Raw genomic sequence first — 16873 nt, forward strand, 5'->3', positions numbered from 1 at the left:
ATCGGGGGCGGGCGGTCCGAGAACGGGAAGCCACTACAGCGAGCGAGGGGTGCATGCAGCTGCTGCGCCGAGGTGACAGCGGTCCGGGTGTCGTCGAGATCCGGTCCACGCTGCGACGGTTCGGCCTGCTGCCCGCGGCCGACGCGCACGGTCCCCGCGAAGACGGGGTGGGCGAGGACGTCTTCGACGCCGACGTGGAGCACGCCGTCCGCGCCTTCCAGCAACAGCGGGATCTCATCACCGACGGGATCGTCGGGCCGGCCACCTACCGGGCGCTCCGCGAGGCCGGCTGGCAGCTGGGCGACCGGATGCTCGCCCTCATGATCTCCGCCCCGATGAGCGGCGACGACGTCGTCGCGCTGCAGGAGCGCCTCCTGGAGCTGGGCTACGACCCCGGCCGTCCGGGTGGGGTGTTCGACGAGCAGACCGAGGCCGCGCTGAAGAAGTTCCAGCGCGAGTACGGGCTCGTCGCCGACGGGCTGTGCGGCCCGGCCACCCTGCGGTCGCTGCGCCAGCTCGGTCGCAAGGTCACCGGCGGCCGCCCGCGGCTGCTGCGCGAGCAGGAGCTGCTGCGCCAGGCCGGCCCGCGGCTGCGGGGCAAGCGGATCGTGGTCGACCCCGGCCACGGCGGCACCGACCGCGGCGTCGTCGTGGCCGGCGTGGCGGAGGCCGACATCGTCTGGGATCTGGCGCGCCGGCTGGTCGGCCGGATGACGGCGACCGGCATGGACGCGATGCTGTCCCGGCAGGAGGACACCTGCCCGAGCGAGACCGAGCGGGCCGCGTTCGCCAACCACGCGGGTGCCGATCTCGTGCTCTCGCTGCACAGCGACGCCAACCGCAGCATGCACGCGCAGGGCCTCGCCACGTTCCACTTCGGCAACGGGTCGGGCGCCACCTCCACGGTGGGGGAGGCGCTCGCCGGCTTCATCCAGCGCGAGCTGCTCATCCGCACGGGCATGCAGGACTGCCGCACCCAGGCCCGCACCTGGGAGCTGCTGCGGCTCACCCGGATGCCCACGGTGCGCGTGGAGATCGGCTACCTCACGCACATCGGCGACCGGCGCCGCCTGCTCGACCTGGCCTTCCGGGACGTCGTGGCAGAAGGCATCCTCGTGGCCGTCAAGCGCCTGTACCTGCTCGGGCAGGACGACCAACCGACCGGGACGTTCACCTTCTCCGACGTGCTGGCGCGCGAACTCGAGCGCGGCGGGGCCCAGGCGATCTGAGAGCCGACCGACCCAGGCGTCGCGCCCATCGGGTTCGGGCGGTGCAGAACGGCGCTCAGAGCGGCGTACAGGAGGCCCTGAGGCGGCCGCTGAGCGCCGCGCCGGACCGGGTGGGTACCGAACGGACGGGCTCGGACCGGGTGCTGCTCGCCTGCATGGGAATGGTGATGGTCCCGAGCAGCTGCTCCAGCGCCGCCTCCACGTCTTCCTTCCACGTCATCGCGGACCGCAGCTCCATCCGCAGGCGCGGGAAGCGCGGGTGGGGGCGGATGGTCTTGAAACCCACCGCCCGGAGGAAGTCGGCCGGGATGAGGCAACCAGGCTCCGAGCCCGGCCGCTGCTCACCGAACACCTCGATCGCCTTGACGCCGCGGCGGGTGAGGTCGCGCACGACGGCCTGGGCGAGCATCCGTCCCAACCCCTCACCCGAGAACTCGGGCAGCACCTGCATCGTGGTGAGCAGGACGGCGTCGGCGCTCACCGGGCCGGTGGGCATCTCGGCGGCACGCGGCACCGCCGACGGCGGCGCGTAGATCACATAACCCGCGGGTGCCCCGGCCATGTGGACGACCCGGCCGCAGGATCCCCACTCGAGCAGGACCTCGGAGACCCACGCCTCCTTCTCCAGCTCCGTGGAGCCGAAGTCGACCGCCTGCTTGCCGAGGTTCTCGGACAGCTCCCAGAAGACGCAGCGCCTGCACCTTTTGGGCAGGTCGTCCAGATTGTCGAGAGTGAGCGCCGCCACGTGCCAGGACAAACCAACCTCCGGCGGCGAGGAGCCATCGCGAAACTCGGACACACGGCGCCGCTCGCCGCGCCGACCCCGAGACCATAGATCGATCCAGGCGGAAGCGACAGCCCACCTGCTGCGACCGGTGCTCCTACCACGACGATCGGTCGCAGGTTCCCCCATTCCGGCTACCCGGACTGGTGGCGGTCGGTGTGGCCTTGCCGACGACCGAGGCCGGGCCGGCGACCGCACCCCATAGACTCGGACGGTCTCACCGCAGAGGATCCGGGAGGTCCACCGTGCCGCAGCCGGCCACGCCCCCATCGCCGTTCGACGCCGTGCCCGCGGGCGCGGGGGCGGCAGCGGCGGCGGGCGCACCGCGGCCGGAGCCCACGGAGCGGTTCGCCGCCCGCACCGCGGGGATGACCGCGTCGGAGATCCGCGCGTTGTTCGCCGTGGCGAGCCGGCCGGAGGTGGTGTCGCTCGCCGGCGGCATGCCGAACCTCGCGGCGCTTCCGCTCGACGCCCTCGCGGCCGAGGTGGCCGACCTCGTCGCCCGCGACGGCCAGGTCGCCCTGCAGTACGGCTCCGCTCAGGGTGTACCGGCCCTGCGCGAGCAGATCTGCGAGGTGATGGCGCTCGAGGGCATTCGGGCCGACCCCGATGACGTCGTGGTCACCGTCGGCTCGCAGATGGCGCTCGACCTCGTCACGCGCATCTACTGCGACCCGGGCGACGTCGTGCTCGCCGAAGGCCCCTCGTACGTGGGCGCGCTCGGCAGCTTCGCCGCGTACCAGGCGCGCGTCGTGCACGTCGCGATGGACGAGCACGGCCTCGTCCCCGACCTGCTGCGCGACGCGCTGCGGTCGCTCGCCGCCGAGGGGATCACCCCGAAGTTCCTGTACACGATCCCGAACTTCCACAACCCCGCGGGCGTCACGCTCGCCGTCGAGCGACGGGCCGAGATCCTGGAGATCTGCGCGTCGTACGGCGTGGCCGTCGTCGAGGACAACCCCTACGGCCTCCTGGGGTTCAGCGGCCGGACCTACCCGGCGCTGCGCTCGCTGGACCGGGACGTCGTGTACCTCGGGTCGTTCTCGAAGACGTTCGCGTCGGGTCTGCGCGTGGGCTGGGCGCTCGTGCCGCCCGCGGTGCGGGACCGGCTCGTGCTCGCCTCGGAGTCGGCCGCGCTGTGCCCGCCGAGCTTCACGCAGATGCTCGTCTCGCGCTACCTCGGCGCGCACGACTGGCGGGCGCAGATCAAGACCTATACCGAGGCGTACCGCGACCGGCGGGACGCGATGCTCGAGGCGCTCGAGGCGCACATGCCCGACGGTTGCACGTGGAACGTCCCGGATGGCGGCTTCTACGTCTGGCTCACCGTGCCGGAGGGCGTCGACACGAAGGCGATGCTGCCGCGCGCGGTCACCGCCCGGGTGGCGTACGCCTCCGGCACCGGGTTCTACGCCGACGGCTTCGGCAGCAGCCAGCTGCGCCTGTCCTACTGCTACCCGGCGCCCGACCGGATCCACGAGGGCGTGCGCCGGCTGGCCGGCGTGCTGGAGGCCGAACTGGACGTCATGCGCACGTTCGGCAGCTCGGCTCGGCCGGCGCTCGGCGGCGGTCCGCAGGCGCCCAGCCCGCACACGCCCTGATTGGACCGGTGCCGCAGAATGCGGCGGTGATCGAACGAACCGTGGCCGTGCTGGCCGGTGGGCTCTCCCACGAACGCGAGGTCTCCCTGCGGTCCGGTCGCCGGCTCGCCACCGCGCTGCGCGATGCCGGGGCGGACGTGCGCGAGTGGGACGTCGACGGTTCACTCGTCGCGCGGCTGCGCAGCGACCCGCCCGACGCGGTCGCGATCGCGCTGCACGGGGGAGAGGGTGAGAACGGGTCGGTGCAGGCCGTACTCGAGCTGCTCGACGTCCCGTTCGTCGGCACACCGGCGCGGGCGTGCCGGCGGGCGTGGGACAAGCCGACGGCGAAGGCGGAGCTCGCAGGCGCCGGCCTCGACACGCCGGACTGGGTGGCGCTGCCGCACGCCACCTTCCGGGCGCTCGGGGCGCAAGCGGTTCTCGACGCGATGGTCGATCGACTCGGTCTCCCGATGATGGTGAAGCCGGACCAGGGCGGGTCGGCGCTCGGCGCGCAGGTGGTCGCCGCCCGGTCCGAGCTTCCCGCGGCGATGGTCAGCTGCCTCGCCTACTCGGACACGGTGCTGGCGGAACGGTTCGTGCGCGGTACCGAGGTCGCCGTGACGGTCGTCGACGACGGCGCCGGGCCGCGCGCGCTGCCCCCCGTGGAGATCGACACCAGGGGCGGCGTCTACGACTACACCGCGCGCTACACCCCCGGCACCGTCTCCTTCCACTGCCCCGCCCGGTTGGACGCGGCGACGCTCGCCCGCGTGGAGGAGACGGCGCTCGCCGCCCATCAGCTGCTCGGTCTCCGGGACGTCTCGCGGACCGATGCCGTGGTCGAACCGGACGGCCACATCCAGGTGCTCGAGGTGAACGTGTCGCCGGGGATCACCGAGACCTCGCTGCTACCCCTGTCGGTCCGGGCCGCCGGCATGGAGCTGGGTGCGCTCTACTCGGCCCTCGTCGAGCGCGCGATCGCACGCGGCTGTTTCACGTGAAACACCGTCCCGGAAGGCGCGTTGTTTCACGTGAAACACCACCAGACCGGTGCCGCCGTTTCACGTGAAACACGCTGCAGTCACAGTCACCTCTCCTGGCCCCTATCCGTCAGGTGGGCGTGGATGTCTACGAGGCAGTCGGGAGCAGGCGAGCCGTGCGCGCGTTCACGGGTGAGCCGGTTCCGCGGGAGGCGCTCCAGCGTGTGCTGTCGGCTGCGCGCCGAGCTCCGTCCGGAGCCAACCTCCAGCCGTGGCGCGTGTACGTCGTCGATGGTGCGCAACTCACAGAGCTCAAGCGGCGAACCAGGGCCCGCGCAGCGGCGGGCGATCCCGGGGACGCGCGGGAGTACGAGATGTATCCGCCCGACCTGGCGCCGCCCTACTGTGCGCGCAGGTCCACCGCGGCCGCTCAGCGCTACGCCGCACTCGGGATCGCTCGCGAGGACCGGCGAGCCCGCGAGAAGGCGATCGCCGCCAACTGGGACTGCTTCGGCGCGCCCACCGTCCTGTTCTGCTACATCCACCGCCGCATGGGGCCTCCGCAGTGGGCGGACGTCGGCATGTACCTCCAGACCGTCATGCTCCTGCTCCGCGGCGAGGGACTGCACAGCTGTCCGCAGATGGCGTGGTCCGTCTACCACCGCACCGTCGCCGAGATCGTCGCCCCGGCGGACGGCCTCATCCTCTTCTGCGGCCTGTCGATCGGGTTCGAGGACGCCGCAGCTCGTCCCGTCCGGATCGACCGGGCGCCACTGGCGGAAATCGTCACTTTCGCCGACTCCCAGCCGGGCACGCGGCCGAGTGCGAGATGCACCTGATCGACAGGAGCGCGGCGGGGACCAGGCGGCGTTTCACGTGAAACATCGCCCGTTCCACCCCGCCATACCGGGGCACTCCCGCCAGGCCGCCAGCGGCGCGCACAGGGCGCCCTGAGAAGGCCGCTGCCGGGCCGCCGAGCCACTGGGCGGGTGAGGGTACTCAGCCGTCGGCGCGGTCCATGAGCTTGGCGATCCGCTCCAGATCCTCGACCGAGCCGAACTCGACCACGATCCGACCCTTGCGCTGCCCGAGCTCGACCTTCACGCGCGTGTCGAACGTGTCGGACAGGCGCTCCGCGAGGTCCTGCAGGCCCGGTGCCTGCATCGGCTTCCGGCGGGCCGGCTTGGCGGCGGAGGCGGGGGAGTCGCGCCGCAGGAGCACGACGGCCTCCTCCGTGGCCCGCACCGACATCCCTTCGGCGACGATGCGGGCGGCGAGGTCCTCCTGCTGACCCGCGTCCTCGACGCCGAGCAGCGCTCGGGCGTGCCCGGCCGACAACACGCCTGCCGCGACCCGTCGCTGGACCGACACCGGCAGCTTCAGCAGCCGGATGGTGTTCGTGACGACGGGGCGGCTGCGCCCGAGCCGATCGGCGAGCTCGGTCTGCGTGACACCGAACTCGGCCAGCAGCTGCTCGTAGGCCGCCGCCTCGTCGAGGGGGTTGAGCTGGACGCGGTGGATGTTCTCCAGCAGGGCGTCGCGCAGCATCGCGTCGTCGCCCGTCTTCCGGACGATCGCAGGCAACGTGGTGAGGCCGGCCCGCTGGGCCGCCCGCCAGCGCCGCTCGCCCATGACGAGCTCGTAGGAGCCCGTACCGATCTCGCGCACGACGATCGGCTGGAGCAACCCGAACTCACGGATCGAGTGCTCGAGCTCGGCGAGCGCCTCCTCGTCGAACTGGGTGCGCGGCTGCTTCGCGTTGGGCTGCACCGCGGCGAGCTCGATCTCGCGGTACACGGCGCCGCCCACCGGCAGCGGCGCCGCCGACGCGCCGGCGCGCTCGGAGGCACCGGGCTGAGCGGGCGACGGGATGGTCGGGCCCGCCAGCGCCGACGTCGCACGGCTGCCGCCGCCCGGGCCGGCTACGCCGGGGCCGGCGACCGCACCGTCCTGTTGGGCGGGCGCGGTGGGGATGAGCGCGGCCAGCCCGCGCCCCAGCCCACCCTTCCGCTGCGGGGCGGACCCGTGGGTGGGGCGCGTCGGAGGCGCCTCGCTCTCAGGCATTGCGGCTACCGCCATCCCGGTCGGGCGGCACGGGCATCTCCGCGCCACGCTCGGCGATCTCGCGCGCCGCGTCGACGTAGCTCATCGATCCGCGGGAGCCGGGATCGTAGGCCAGCACGGTCTGGCTGTACCCGGGAGCTTCGGAGACCTTCACGCTGCGCGGGATCACGGTGCGGAGCACCGTGGGCCCGAAGTGCTCGCGCACCTCGCTGGTGACCTGGTCGGCGAGCTTCGTGCGGCCGTCGTACATGGTCAGCAGGATCGTCGAGACGTGCAGGCTGGTGTTGAGGTGGGCGCGCACGAGGTCGATGTTGCTCAGCAGCTGGCCGAGACCCTCCAGGGCGTAGTACTCGCACTGGATCGGGATCAGCACCTCGTTGGCCGCCACGAGTGCGTTGACCGTGAGCAGGCCGAGCGATGGCGGGCAGTCGACGAAGACGTAGTCCACGTCGAGCTCGTCGAGCGCCTCGGGGGAGAGGGCCTGGCGCAGCCGGTTCTCCCGGGCCACCATGCTGACGAGCTCGATCTCCGCACCGGCCAGGTCGATCGTCGCCGGGACGCACAGCAGGTTCGGCGACGCCGTGCTCTCCGCCGCAGCCTCGGCCAGCCGGATCTCGCCCAGCAACGCCTCGTACACCGACGGCGTGCCGAGCCGATGGTCCACGCCGAGCGCGGTGCTGGCGTTGCCCTGCGGGTCGAGGTCGATCACGAGCACGCGGACGCCGTGCATGGCGAGCGCCGCGGCCAGGTTGACGGTGCTGGTGGTCTTCCCGACGCCGCCCTTCTGGTTGGCGACGGTCAGGACCCGCCGGTGGCTCGGGCGCGGCATCCGGTAGCGGTCCGGGTGCAGCACGCGCGCGGCGCGCGCCGCTTCCTCCGCGATCGGCGTCCACCCGGGTGTTTCACGTGAAACATGGTCGGGGGAGATCTCGTACTGGGACACCTTGAACGTCACGCCCGCCCTCTCCTGCGCGCCGCGCGGACCGGGGCACCGGTCTCCCGCTCGACGACGACCACCGTGCTCGGAGGATCGATGATCCCCGACCCGCACCGTTCGATCCGGGGGACCCCGCCGCCGAGCCGTTGCACGGCTGCTGCGTCCCGCTCCACCTCGTCCGCCGCGCCGGCCCCCTTGATCGCGAGCATGTGCCCACCGGGCCGGAGCAGCGGCAGGCACCAGCCAGCGAGGCGGGCCAGCGGTGCGACGGCACGAGAGGTCACCACGTCGGCTCCCTCCCATCGCCGCCGCACGTCATCTTCCTCGGCCCGGCCCCGCTCCACCTCGACCGCCACGCCGAGATCGGCGATCACCTCTCGCAACCACTCGACCCGACGAGCGAGCGGCTCCACGAGCACGACCCGGGCATCGGGCTGGGCCAGTGCCAACGGTATCCCGGGAAGGCCCGCTCCCGAACCCACGTCCACCAGACGCGCGCCATCCGGCACCAGCGCCGCGACGACCGCACAGTTGAGCACGTGCCGATCCCACACGCGGTCCACCTCACGGGGACCGAGCAGTCCGCGCTCGACCCCCGTGGTAGCGAGGTGCTCGGCGTAGCGCCGGGCGAGCGGCAGGCGCTCGCCGAAGACAGCAGTGCCCGGATCAGGCACTGCGGAAGACGACGACCTGCCGGCGCGGCTCCTCACCCTCGCTCTCGCTGGCCACGCCCTTGACCTTCGCGACGGCGTCGTGCACGACCTTGCGCTCGAACGGGGTCATCGGGCGGAGGCGCACCGACTCGCCGGTCTCCAGCACGTCGTTGGCCGTGCGCGTGCCGAGCGCGGTGAGCTCGTCGCGGCGGCCCTCCCGCCACTTCGCGATGTCGAGCATCAGCCGGCTGCGGTTGCCCGACACCTGCTGCACCGCGAGCCGCGTGAGCTCCTGCAGCGCCTCGAGCACCGCGCCGCGCTCCCCGACGAGCTTGTCGAGGTCGTCGCCACCCACGATGCTGACGATCGCGCGTCCCGCCTCGACGTCGAGGTCGATGTCGCCGTCGTAGTCCAGGATGTCCAGCAGCTGCTCGAGGTAGTCGCCCGCGATGTCACCCTCTCGCACCAGCTGGTCCTCGGCGGAGGTGGGCCCGTCCTGCGCAGTCTTCGGCACGATGCGTCTCCTCTCTGAACAGGTGCGGCGCGTCCGGTGGTCCGGAACGCGCCGCTGCGGCCGCCGGTGGGGCGACCGCGGATGTCTCGTGGGTCAGCGGCGCTTGCGCGGGCGGCGCGCCGGCGGCCGGGAGCCGCCTCCGCTGCGCGCTCCGCGCTCGGCACCGCCCTGGCTGCCGTTCACGCCCGAGCCGTTGCCGGATGTGTTCTTCGGCTCGGTCGCCGGTGCGGCGCCGTTCGGGCCGGATCCGGCCGGCTTCGGGGTGATCGGCTTGGCACCCGGGCGCTTCGCGGGCTTCTTCTCCTCGGCCGAAGCGGCCTCCGGGCGGACCGGCTTCTGGCCGGGCCGGGGAGCCCGCGCCTGCCGGTTGACGGCCGTCTGCTCGCGCTTGGCGCTCTCCTCGGCGTCGATCCGCTTGTACACGACGTACTGCTGCCCGAGCGTCCACAGGTTGTTCGACACCCAGTAGAGGAGCACGGCGAGCGGCAGGAACGGCGCACCGACGACGACGCCGATCGGGAAGACGTACAGCATCAGCCGGTTCATGATCGCGGTCTGCGGGTTCTCGGCCTGCGCCGCGGTCTGCCGGGCCACCGAGTGCCGGGCGGTGATGTGGGTGAAGATGCCCGCGGCGATCATCAGCGGGATCATCACGATCAGCATCTGGGCGATCGAGGTGCCCGCGGCGTTGAGCACCTGCTCGCCCTGCGTCACCCAACTGCCCAGCTTCGCCCCGAACAGGGAGGAGCGGTTGAAGGACTGGACCTCCTCCAGCCCGAAGAAGTAGTTCTGGGTGCGCGGCGAGCCGTCGCCGTTGAGGGGACCGAACTCGCGCAGCACGTGGAACAGGCCGATGAACACCGGAACCTGCACCAGGACGGGAAGACAGCCGCCGAGCGGGTTGACGCCGTGCTCCTTCTGGAGCCGCTGCATCTCCTCGGCCTGCTTCTGCTTGTCGTTCGCGTACTTCTTGCGGAGCTTCGCGATCTCCGGCTGGAACTCCTGCATCCGGCGCATCGAGCGCACCTGGTGCACGAACGGCTTGTACAGGATGGCCCGCAGGGTGAAGACCAGGAACATCACCGACAGCGCCCAGGCGACGCCGTTGTCCGGGCCGAGGAGGAAGCCGAAGACCTCGTGCCAGACCCAGAGGATGAACGAGACCGGGTAGTAGATGAAGTTCAGCACGGGGCTTGCTCCTCGATGTTCTTCCGGGCCGGGCGGGATCGGCGCGGCGGCACCGGGTCGACCCCGCCAGGGTGCCATGGCGCGCAGCGCACCAACCGCCGGACCGTGAGCCACGAACCGCGCAGCACCCCGTGCACTTGCAGTGCCTCGATCGCGTACGCGCTGCAGGAGGGGTAGAAGCGGCAGGTCGGCGGGAGCGCGGGAGAGACCCAGCGCTGGTAGCCGCGCAGGAGCGCCACGGGCAGCCGCGTCAGCGGGGATCGCCGCTCGTCATCCACGGCGGGTGGCACCCGCCTTCCGGAGAACGCCGTGCAGACCGGCGTCGAGGTCGACGCCCAGCTCGGCCGATGAGGCCTCCGCTGCCGGCGGCAGCGCCCTCACCACGACCATCGCACCGGCGGGGAGCCCCTCGAGCCGTGGCGCGATCAGGTGCCGCAGGCGACGGCTCACGCGGTGGCGGACGACGGAGCCGCCCACCGCCTTGCTCACCACGAGCCCGGCACGCGGCGCACCGTCGGCCGCGGGGCAGTGCATGTGGACCACGAGCCTGGACCGGCCGCTGCGCCACCCGCGCCGGAGGACGGCGACGAACTCGTCCCGGCGCGTGAGCCGGAACCCCGCCGGCAGCACCGGTCCGGCCGGATCAGGCGGAGAGCCGCTGGCGGCCCTTGCCACGGCGGGCCGCGATGATGGCGCGCCCGGCGCGGGTGCGCATGCGCAGCCTGAAGCCGTGCGTACGGGCCCGGCGGCGGTTGTTGGGCTGGAAGGTGCGCTTGCCCTTGCTCACGGTCGGCTCTCCTGGACGACGGCGGTGCGGGGCAGGCCGTCGCTGATCATCATGCGGGTGGTTCGGACGGTGGTGCTTCGGCGCCCGCACGGATCGGGCGCCGCTCCCGGCGCACGACTGGGCGCACCACGGGCAGCACTCGACCCGCATGTACGGGCACGGTTGCAACCAGGGTACGCAGCGTGTGGAGAAGGGGTCAAACCAGGCCACCCCCGTCGCCCGAGACCATCCTGGTGCCCGATTGCGTGACAGCAGCGGCTTGTGGCATGGCCCCGACGTTGTTAGCGTGCCCCCTTCCACAGGTAGATCCGGGGGGATCGCCACATCGGTCGGCTGCCCGGGCCCGCGCGTCTCTCACGCTGCGTGCCCGCGTACCGTCTTGCGCACAGGTGTGGACAAGTCTGGGGATGATCGCCCCTTCACCCGGGGTGCGTAGTCGTCCGGGGCGACGACCGGAGGGGAGCGCGGACCGGTGGCCGACCAACCAGGAGACTTGGGACAGGTCTGGAACCGCGTCATCGCCGATCTCTCCGGCGCCGCGGCGGGCTCGGGTCAGTCGCTCTCCCCGCAGCAGCGCGCCTTCCTCCGCCTCACGCGTCCGCTGGGTCTGATCGACGGCACGGCGCTGCTCGCCGCGCCGAGCGAGTTCGCCAAGGACGCGATCGAGCGGATCCTGCGTCGGCCGATCAGCGACGCGCTCGGGCGGCACCTGGGCGTCACGGTCAACCTCGCGGTCGTCGTCGACGCCTCCGCGGCGTCCGGCGGCACCGAGGTCCCGGACCCACCGGGGATGCCGAGCCGCACCGTCACCGCCGTCGCCCGCGATGCCGAGGAGCGCGTGCCCGCCGAGCAGCAGCGGGACGAGCCCGCCGGTTCGGACGGGGTCGCCCTGCCCACCACGGGCCCCCTCGCGGCGGCGGTCGTCGAGGCCGACGGCGTGCGGGGCGGCGGCGGTCCCCGCGAGAACGGCGAGGCGCGCCCCCCCGAGGTCTGGCCCACCTACTCCGGCCCGCCGGCGGGCGAGACCGTCACGCCGCGCTCGCAGACGCGGCTGAACGAGAAGTACACGTTCGACACCTTCGTGATCGGGGCGTCCAACCGCTTCAGCCACGCCGCCGCCGTCGCGGTGGCCGAGGCGCCCGCCCGCGCGTACAACCCGCTCTTCATCTGGGGCGACTCCGGGCTGGGCAAGACCCACCTGCTGCACGCGGTCGGCCACTACACGCAGCGGCTGTTCCCCGGCATGCGCGTGCGGTACGTCTCCACCGAGGAGTTCACGAACGACTTCATCAACTCGCTGCGCGACGACCGCAAGGTGGCGTTCCAGCGCCGCTACCGCGACGTCGACGTGCTGCTGGTGGACGACATCCAGTTCCTGGAGGGCAAGGAAGGCACCCAGGAGGAGTTCTTCCACACCTTCAACACCCTCCACAACGCCAACAAGCAGATCGTCGTCTCCTCCGACCGGCCGCCGAAGCGCCTCGAGACCCTCGAGGACCGGATGCGGACGCGGTTCGAGTGGGGTCTCATCACCGACATCCAGCCGCCCGAGCTGGAGACCCGGATCGCGATCCTGAGGAAGAAGGCGGCGCAGGACCGGCTCGCCGTCCCCGGCGACGTCCTGGAGTTCATCGCCGAGCGCATCGAGCGCAACATCCGGGAGCTGGAGGGCGCGCTCATCCGCGTCACCGCGTTCGCGTCGCTGAACCGGCAGCCGGTCGACACGCAGCTCGCCGAGATCGTGCTGCGCGACCTCATCCCGGACTCTGCGGCGTCCGAGATCACGGCGCCCACGATCATGGCCGTCACCGCCGAGTTCTTCGGCGTCACGATCGACGAGCTGTGCGGGCCGGGGAAGTCGAAGGCGCACGCCCAGCCCCGCCAGATCGCCATGTACCTGTGCCGCGAGCTGACCGATCTCTCCCTGCCGCGCATCGGGCAGACGTTCGGCGGCCGCGACCACACCACCGTCATGCACGCCGACAAGAAGATCCGCAACGAGATCGCCCAGCGCCGGAAGACCTTCGAACAGGTCCAGGAGCTGACGGCGCGGATCAAGCAGCGCGCCCGGCACTGACGCGCGGGCGCCGGCCCCGTCGTACGAGCGGCACACCCGTCCCATGGGTACGGACGAGGGTGCCGCTCGTTCAGTTCGTGGCTCAGTTCGTGGCTCTGTGCGATCGCTCCCCGTGCACGGCCATCAGCGCTGCGTCACCACGCGCGGTCACCGGGCATCGTCACTCCTGTGCGACGAGGCAGCTCCGCGGGTTGCTCACAGTGAGTTCCGCCGCGCGGATCCGGTCGCGCTGCGTTCCCACCCGACCACTCTTCACCCACATCTGGGGACAACTCTGTGGATGGACGCCGAGGGGCCCGTGGACGGATCGTGCGCACCCGGTGGAAAACCGGTGTCCACCGCGGGGACAGTTGCCCGATCCGGAGCGTCATCCACGGGTCCCCCCATCCGCCCACCGGTGCGCCCACGCCGGTCTCCACATCCGAACACGGCCTCCGACCAGCACGAACGTCGCCCATCCACACTGCGCACAGGCCCTTTCACTACTACTGGTCTTCTCTCTTTGAACATCTAAGAGAGAAGAAGCGGCGTGGATGGATCGGACGGGCGTGCTTCGATCGGGTACCCCATGGCCGGGATGACACCCGCTGTCCGGAGGCTCTACGGTGGTCTCCCCGGACCGGGTCCTCCCGGCACCGCGGCGGCGTCCGGGCGCCGCACCCACAACGCCCGCCGGCATGCGAGCCGGCGACCCCGAGTCGTCCTCAGCGCGAGAGGTCCCTTCATGAAGTTCCGGGTCGAACGCGACGTCCTCGCCGACGCCGCCGCCTGGGTGGCCCGCAGCCTCCCGGCGCGGCCGCCGGTCCCGGTGCTCGGCGGCGTTCTCGTCGAGGCCGCGGGCGGGGCCGACGGCGACCGGCTCACGGTCTCCGGGTTCGACTACGAGACGTCGGCGCGCGTCGAGCTCGACGCCACGATCGGCGATCCGGGCCGGGTGCTCGTCTCGGGCCGGCTGCTCGCCGACATCACCCGAGCGCTGCCCGCCAAGCCGGTCGACCTCGTCGTCGACGGCGCCCGGGCCACGATCAACTGCGGCAACAGCCGGTTCAGCCTGCCCACCATGCCGGTCGAGGACTACCCGCAGCTGCCGGCCATGCCCCAGCTCGCCGGCACGGTGGCGGCGAGCGAGCTCGCCGAGGCCGTCGCCCAGGTGGCCGTCGCGGCCGGCCGGGACGACACGCTGCCGATGCTCACCGGCATCCGGCTGGAGATCGAGGGGCAGCGGCTCACCCTCGCGGCCACCGACCGGTTCCGGCTCGCCGTCCGCGAGCTGGACTGGACCCCGGAGGACGACGCGCAGTCGAGCGCGGTGCTGATCCCGGCGCGCACGCTCGCCGAGGTCGCGAAGACGCTCTCCGGCGCGGGCACCGTGGAGATCGCCCTGTCGGCGGGCGACGGGATGCTGGGCATCACGGGCGGCGGCCGCCGGGCCACCACCCGGCTGCTCGACGCCGAGTTCCCGCGCTTCCGCCAGCTGATCCCGGCCGAGCACACGAGCGCCGCCGTCATCGAGGTCGCCCCGCTCGTCGAGGCGATCAAGCGCGTCGCGCTGGTCACCGACCGCGTCGCGCAGGTCCGCATGGAGTTCGCCGACGACGGGCTGCGCCTCGCCGCGGGCGGCGACGACGTGGGCAGCGCCGAGGAAGAGCTTCCGTGTGATCTCGACGGCGCGCCGCTCGTGATCGCGTTCAACCCCGGGTACCTTCTCGACGGCCTCGGTGCCCTGCACACCGAGCGGGCGCAGCTCACGTTCACCACGCCGAACCGCCCCGCACTGGTGCGCCCGGTCCCGGCCGCGCCTGCGGAGGACGGGGGCACCGAGGAGACTGCGGAACCGGTGCCGGGTTACCTGCACCTGTTGATGCCCGTGCGCCTGCCCGGCTGACGGCCGGGCGCGCCCGACTCCGGGGGAGACAACGTGCAACTGGGACTCATCGGGCTCGGCCGGATGGGCGGCAACATGCGCGACCGGCTGCGGTCCGCCGGCCACGAGGTGGTCGGCTACGACCCGCGCCCCGAGGTGAGCGACGTCGAGTCGCTGGCCGCGCTCGCGAAGGCGCTCACGGCGCCACGGGTCGTGTGGGTGATGGTCCCGTCCGGTGAGCCGACGCGCAGCACCGTGCGGGCGCTCGGCGACGTGCTGGAGCCGGCCGACCTCGTGATCGACGGGGGCAACTCGCGCTACACCGACGACGGACCCAACGCCGCGCTGCTCGACGAGAAGGGGATCGGCTACCTCGACGTCGGCGTCTCGGGCGGGATCTGGGGCAAGGCCAACGGCTACGGCCTGATGGCGGGCGGATCCGCGGAGCACGTCGAACGCGCCATGCCGATCTTCGACGCGCTGCGCCCCGAGGGACCGCGCGAGGAGGGCTTCGTGCACGCGGGTCCGGTGGGCGCGGGGCACTTCTCGAAGATGGTCCACAACGGCATCGAGTACGGCCTCATGCAGGCCTACGCGGAGGGCTTCGAGCTGCTCTCCGCGGCCGAGCTCGTCACCGACGTGCCCGGGGTGCTGCAGGCGTGGTCGCGCGGCACCGTGGTGCGCTCGTGGCTGCTCGACCTGCTCGTCGACGCGCTGCGGGAGGACCCCGGCCTGGCGAGGCTCGACGACTACGTCGAGGACTCCGGCGAGGGGCGCTGGACGATCGAGGAGGCCATCCAGCACGCCGTGCCGCTGCCGGTGATCTCCGCGGCGCTGTTCGCGCGGTTCGCGTCCCGGCAGGACTCGTCGCCCGCGATGCGGGCCGTCGCGGCCCTGCGCCAGCGGTTCGGCGGGCACGCCGTGCGCTCGGCGGCCGGGCCGGCCGGCACCCCCGGGGAGCACGCCGGCCCGAGCTCGGGTACCGGCAGCACCCAGTAAGTGACCCCGTGCACCTCAGCCGACTAGCCGTCACGGACTTCCGCTCGTGGGAGAGCGCCGAGCTCGACCTGGGGCCGGGCGTCACGGTGCTCATCGGGCCGAACGGGGTGGGGAAGACCAACCTGGTGGAGGCCGCCGGGTACCTGGCCACCCTCGGCTCGCACCGCGTGGCGACCGACGCCCCGCTCATCCGGCGGGGCGCGGCGCGGGCGCTCGTGCGCGGGCTCGTGGTGCACCAGGGCCGCGAGCTGGCCGTCGAACTGGAGATCGCTCCAGGGCGGGCCAACCGGGCCCGGCTGAACCGCGCGCCGGCGAAGCCGCGGGACGTGCTGGGGATCCTGCGCACCGTCCTGTTCGCCCCCGAGGACCTCGCGCTGGTGCGCGGCGACCCGGGCGAGCGCCGCCGGTTCCTCGACGACCTGCTCGTACTGCGGTTCCCGCGCTACGCCGCCGTCCGCTCCGACTACGACCGCGTGCTGCGGCAGCGCTCCGCCCTGTTGAAGACCGCGCGGGGCGGCGGCGACCTGCGCACGCTCGACGTGTGGGACGGCCACCTCGCGCGGCACGGCGCCGCGCTGCTCGCAGGCAGGCTGGAGCTCGTCGCCGCCGTCGGGCCGCACGCGGTGGAGGCGTTCGCCGAGGTCGCGCCCACCTCGGACCCGATCGCGGTCGGCTACCGGTGCAGCCTCGACGGCGAGCTCCCGGCGTCGGCGGACGGGCTGGAGCAGCTCCTGCTGGAGGCGATGGGGCGCGTGCGGCGGCAGGAGGTGGAGCGGGGCGTCTGCCTCGTCGGACCGCACCGCGACGACCTGGAGCTGCGGCTCGGGGACGGCCCGGCGAAGGGGTACGCGAGCCACGGGGAGTCCTGGGCGCTGGCGCTCGCACTGCGGCTGGCGTCCTACCGGCTGCTCCGCGCGGACGACGTCGAGCCGGTCCTCGTGCTCGACGACGTGTTCGCGGAGCTGGACAGCCGTCGGCGTACGGCACTCGCCGACGTCGCTCGCCGCGCCGAACAGGTGCTGATCACCGCCGCGGTGGCCGAGGACGTCCCGGAGGGTCTGGACGGCGACCGCTTCGCGGTGAACGGAGGGCGGGTGGAGCGCCTCGCGCAAGAGGCGACGTCAGGAGGTCGGCTGTGATCTCACCCACCTGGGGACAAAGGTGTGGATACTGTGGATAACTTCCGTCGCACTGGTGATGACGAGCGGAAACGA

At 72.6% G+C, this 16873-nt stretch carries 17 protein-coding genes; 8 read left to right on the forward strand and 9 right to left on the reverse strand.

Features of this window, described 5'->3' with window-relative positions; translation table 11 throughout:
* Positions 1 to 53 precede the first annotated feature (53 nt).
* Positions 54 to 1229 carry an N-acetylmuramoyl-L-alanine amidase gene (locus tag ABEA81_RS18190; RefSeq protein ID WP_345606340.1) on the forward strand — a complete coding sequence of 392 codons (1176 nt, stop codon included), beginning with the start codon at positions 54 to 56 and terminating at the stop codon, positions 1227 to 1229.
* Positions 1230 to 1284: 55 nt separating this feature from the next.
* Here the strand turns inward: ABEA81_RS18190 and ABEA81_RS18195 are convergent, their stop codons facing one another.
* Positions 1285 to 1986 carry a GNAT family N-acetyltransferase gene (locus ABEA81_RS18195; RefSeq protein WP_345606341.1) on the reverse strand — a complete coding sequence of 234 codons (702 nt, stop codon included), beginning with the start codon at positions 1984 to 1986 and terminating at the stop codon, positions 1285 to 1287.
* Positions 1987 to 2297: 311 nt separating this feature from the next.
* Here ABEA81_RS18195 and ABEA81_RS18200 point away from each other — a divergent pair, with 311 nt between their 5' ends.
* The 3 genes from ABEA81_RS18200 to ABEA81_RS18210 all read left to right on the forward strand — a co-directional run bounded on the left by ABEA81_RS18200 (position 2298) and on the right by ABEA81_RS18210 (position 5415).
* Positions 2298 to 3614, forward strand: coding sequence for an aminotransferase-like domain-containing protein (locus tag ABEA81_RS18200; RefSeq protein ID WP_345606415.1), 1317 nt, complete (start codon positions 2298 to 2300; stop codon positions 3612 to 3614).
* 26 nt (positions 3615 to 3640) lie between these two features.
* Positions 3641 to 4597 carry a D-alanine--D-alanine ligase family protein gene (locus tag ABEA81_RS18205; protein WP_345606342.1) on the forward strand — a complete coding sequence of 319 codons (957 nt, stop codon included), beginning with the start codon at positions 3641 to 3643 and terminating at the stop codon, positions 4595 to 4597.
* 155 nt (positions 4598 to 4752) lie between these two features.
* Positions 4753 to 5415: a nitroreductase gene (locus ABEA81_RS18210; protein ID WP_425570596.1), complete on the forward strand. Its 663-nt coding sequence runs from the start codon at positions 4753 to 4755 to the stop codon at positions 5413 to 5415.
* A gap of 160 nt (positions 5416 to 5575) precedes the next feature.
* On the opposite strand, the gene ABEA81_RS18215 is transcribed toward ABEA81_RS18210, so the two are convergent.
* The 8 genes from ABEA81_RS18215 to rpmH all read right to left on the reverse strand — a co-directional run bounded on the left by ABEA81_RS18215 (position 5576) and on the right by rpmH (position 10719).
* Positions 5576 to 6640, reverse strand: coding sequence for a ParB/RepB/Spo0J family partition protein (locus ABEA81_RS18215; protein WP_345606345.1), 1065 nt, complete (start codon positions 6638 to 6640; stop codon positions 5576 to 5578).
* Entirely contained in the window at positions 6633 to 7568 is a 936-nt protein-coding gene (locus tag ABEA81_RS18220) for a ParA family protein (RefSeq protein ID WP_345606417.1), read from the reverse strand. Before ABEA81_RS18220 ends, ABEA81_RS18215 begins: the two co-directional genes overlap by 8 nt.
* A 23-nt stretch (positions 7569 to 7591) precedes the next feature.
* Positions 7592 to 8251 carry a 16S rRNA (guanine(527)-N(7))-methyltransferase RsmG gene (gene rsmG / locus ABEA81_RS18225; RefSeq protein ID WP_345606346.1) on the reverse strand — a complete coding sequence of 220 codons (660 nt, stop codon included), beginning with the start codon at positions 8249 to 8251 and terminating at the stop codon, positions 7592 to 7594.
* Positions 8244 to 8744, reverse strand: coding sequence for a Jag family protein (locus tag ABEA81_RS18230; protein WP_345606347.1), 501 nt, complete (start codon positions 8742 to 8744; stop codon positions 8244 to 8246). Before ABEA81_RS18230 ends, rsmG begins: the two co-directional genes overlap by 8 nt.
* A gap of 93 nt (positions 8745 to 8837) precedes the next feature.
* Complete coding sequence (yidC, locus tag ABEA81_RS18235; RefSeq protein ID WP_345606348.1) at positions 8838 to 9932, reverse strand: membrane protein insertase YidC; 1095 nt, start codon at positions 9930 to 9932, stop codon at positions 8838 to 8840.
* Positions 9926 to 10210, reverse strand: a complete 285-nt coding sequence (yidD, locus tag ABEA81_RS18240; RefSeq protein WP_345606349.1) for a membrane protein insertion efficiency factor YidD — start codon at positions 10208 to 10210, stop codon at positions 9926 to 9928. Before yidD ends, yidC begins: the two co-directional genes overlap by 7 nt.
* Entirely contained in the window at positions 10203 to 10562 is a 360-nt protein-coding gene (gene rnpA, locus ABEA81_RS18245; RefSeq protein WP_345606350.1) for a ribonuclease P protein component, read from the reverse strand. The genes yidD and rnpA overlap by 8 nt, the downstream gene beginning before the upstream one ends.
* Positions 10563 to 10575: 13 nt before the next feature.
* On the reverse strand, positions 10576 to 10719 hold the full coding sequence (gene rpmH, locus ABEA81_RS18250; protein ID WP_345606351.1) for a 50S ribosomal protein L34: 144 nt from the start codon (positions 10717 to 10719) through the stop codon (positions 10576 to 10578).
* Between the two features lie 493 nt (positions 10720 to 11212).
* Here rpmH and dnaA point away from each other — a divergent pair, with 493 nt between their 5' ends.
* From dnaA to recF, 4 genes are all read left to right on the forward strand, one after another.
* On the forward strand, positions 11213 to 12796 hold the full coding sequence (gene dnaA / locus ABEA81_RS18255) for a chromosomal replication initiator protein DnaA (RefSeq protein WP_425570597.1): 1584 nt from the start codon (positions 11213 to 11215) through the stop codon (positions 12794 to 12796).
* A 724-nt stretch (positions 12797 to 13520) separates the two neighbouring features.
* On the forward strand, positions 13521 to 14681 hold the full coding sequence (dnaN, locus tag ABEA81_RS18260; protein ID WP_345606353.1) for a DNA polymerase III subunit beta: 1161 nt from the start codon (positions 13521 to 13523) through the stop codon (positions 14679 to 14681).
* A gap of 33 nt (positions 14682 to 14714) precedes the next feature.
* A complete protein-coding gene (gene gnd / locus ABEA81_RS18265; protein WP_345606354.1) occupies positions 14715 to 15659 on the forward strand; it encodes a phosphogluconate dehydrogenase (NAD(+)-dependent, decarboxylating) in 945 nt (314 codons plus the stop codon).
* A gap of 8 nt (positions 15660 to 15667) precedes the next feature.
* Complete coding sequence (recF, locus tag ABEA81_RS18270) at positions 15668 to 16798, forward strand: DNA replication/repair protein RecF (RefSeq protein ID WP_345606355.1); 1131 nt, start codon at positions 15668 to 15670, stop codon at positions 16796 to 16798.
* Positions 16799 to 16873 lie beyond the last annotated feature (75 nt).

Source organism: Pseudonocardia adelaidensis (assembly GCF_039543345.1).
Lineage (GTDB): Bacteria > Actinomycetota > Actinomycetes > Mycobacteriales > Pseudonocardiaceae > Pseudonocardia > Pseudonocardia adelaidensis.

Coding starts and splice junctions, on each gene's coding strand:
- ABEA81_RS18190 (WP_345606340.1), top strand. CDS start 54: ATGCAGCTGCTGCGCCGAGGTGACAGCGGTCCGGGTGTCGTCGAGATC.
- ABEA81_RS18215 (WP_345606345.1), bottom strand. CDS start 6,640: ATGCCTGAGAGCGAGGCGCCTCCGACGCGCCCCACCCACGGGTCCGCC.
- dnaN (WP_345606353.1), top strand. CDS start 13,521: ATGAAGTTCCGGGTCGAACGCGACGTCCTCGCCGACGCCGCCGCCTGG.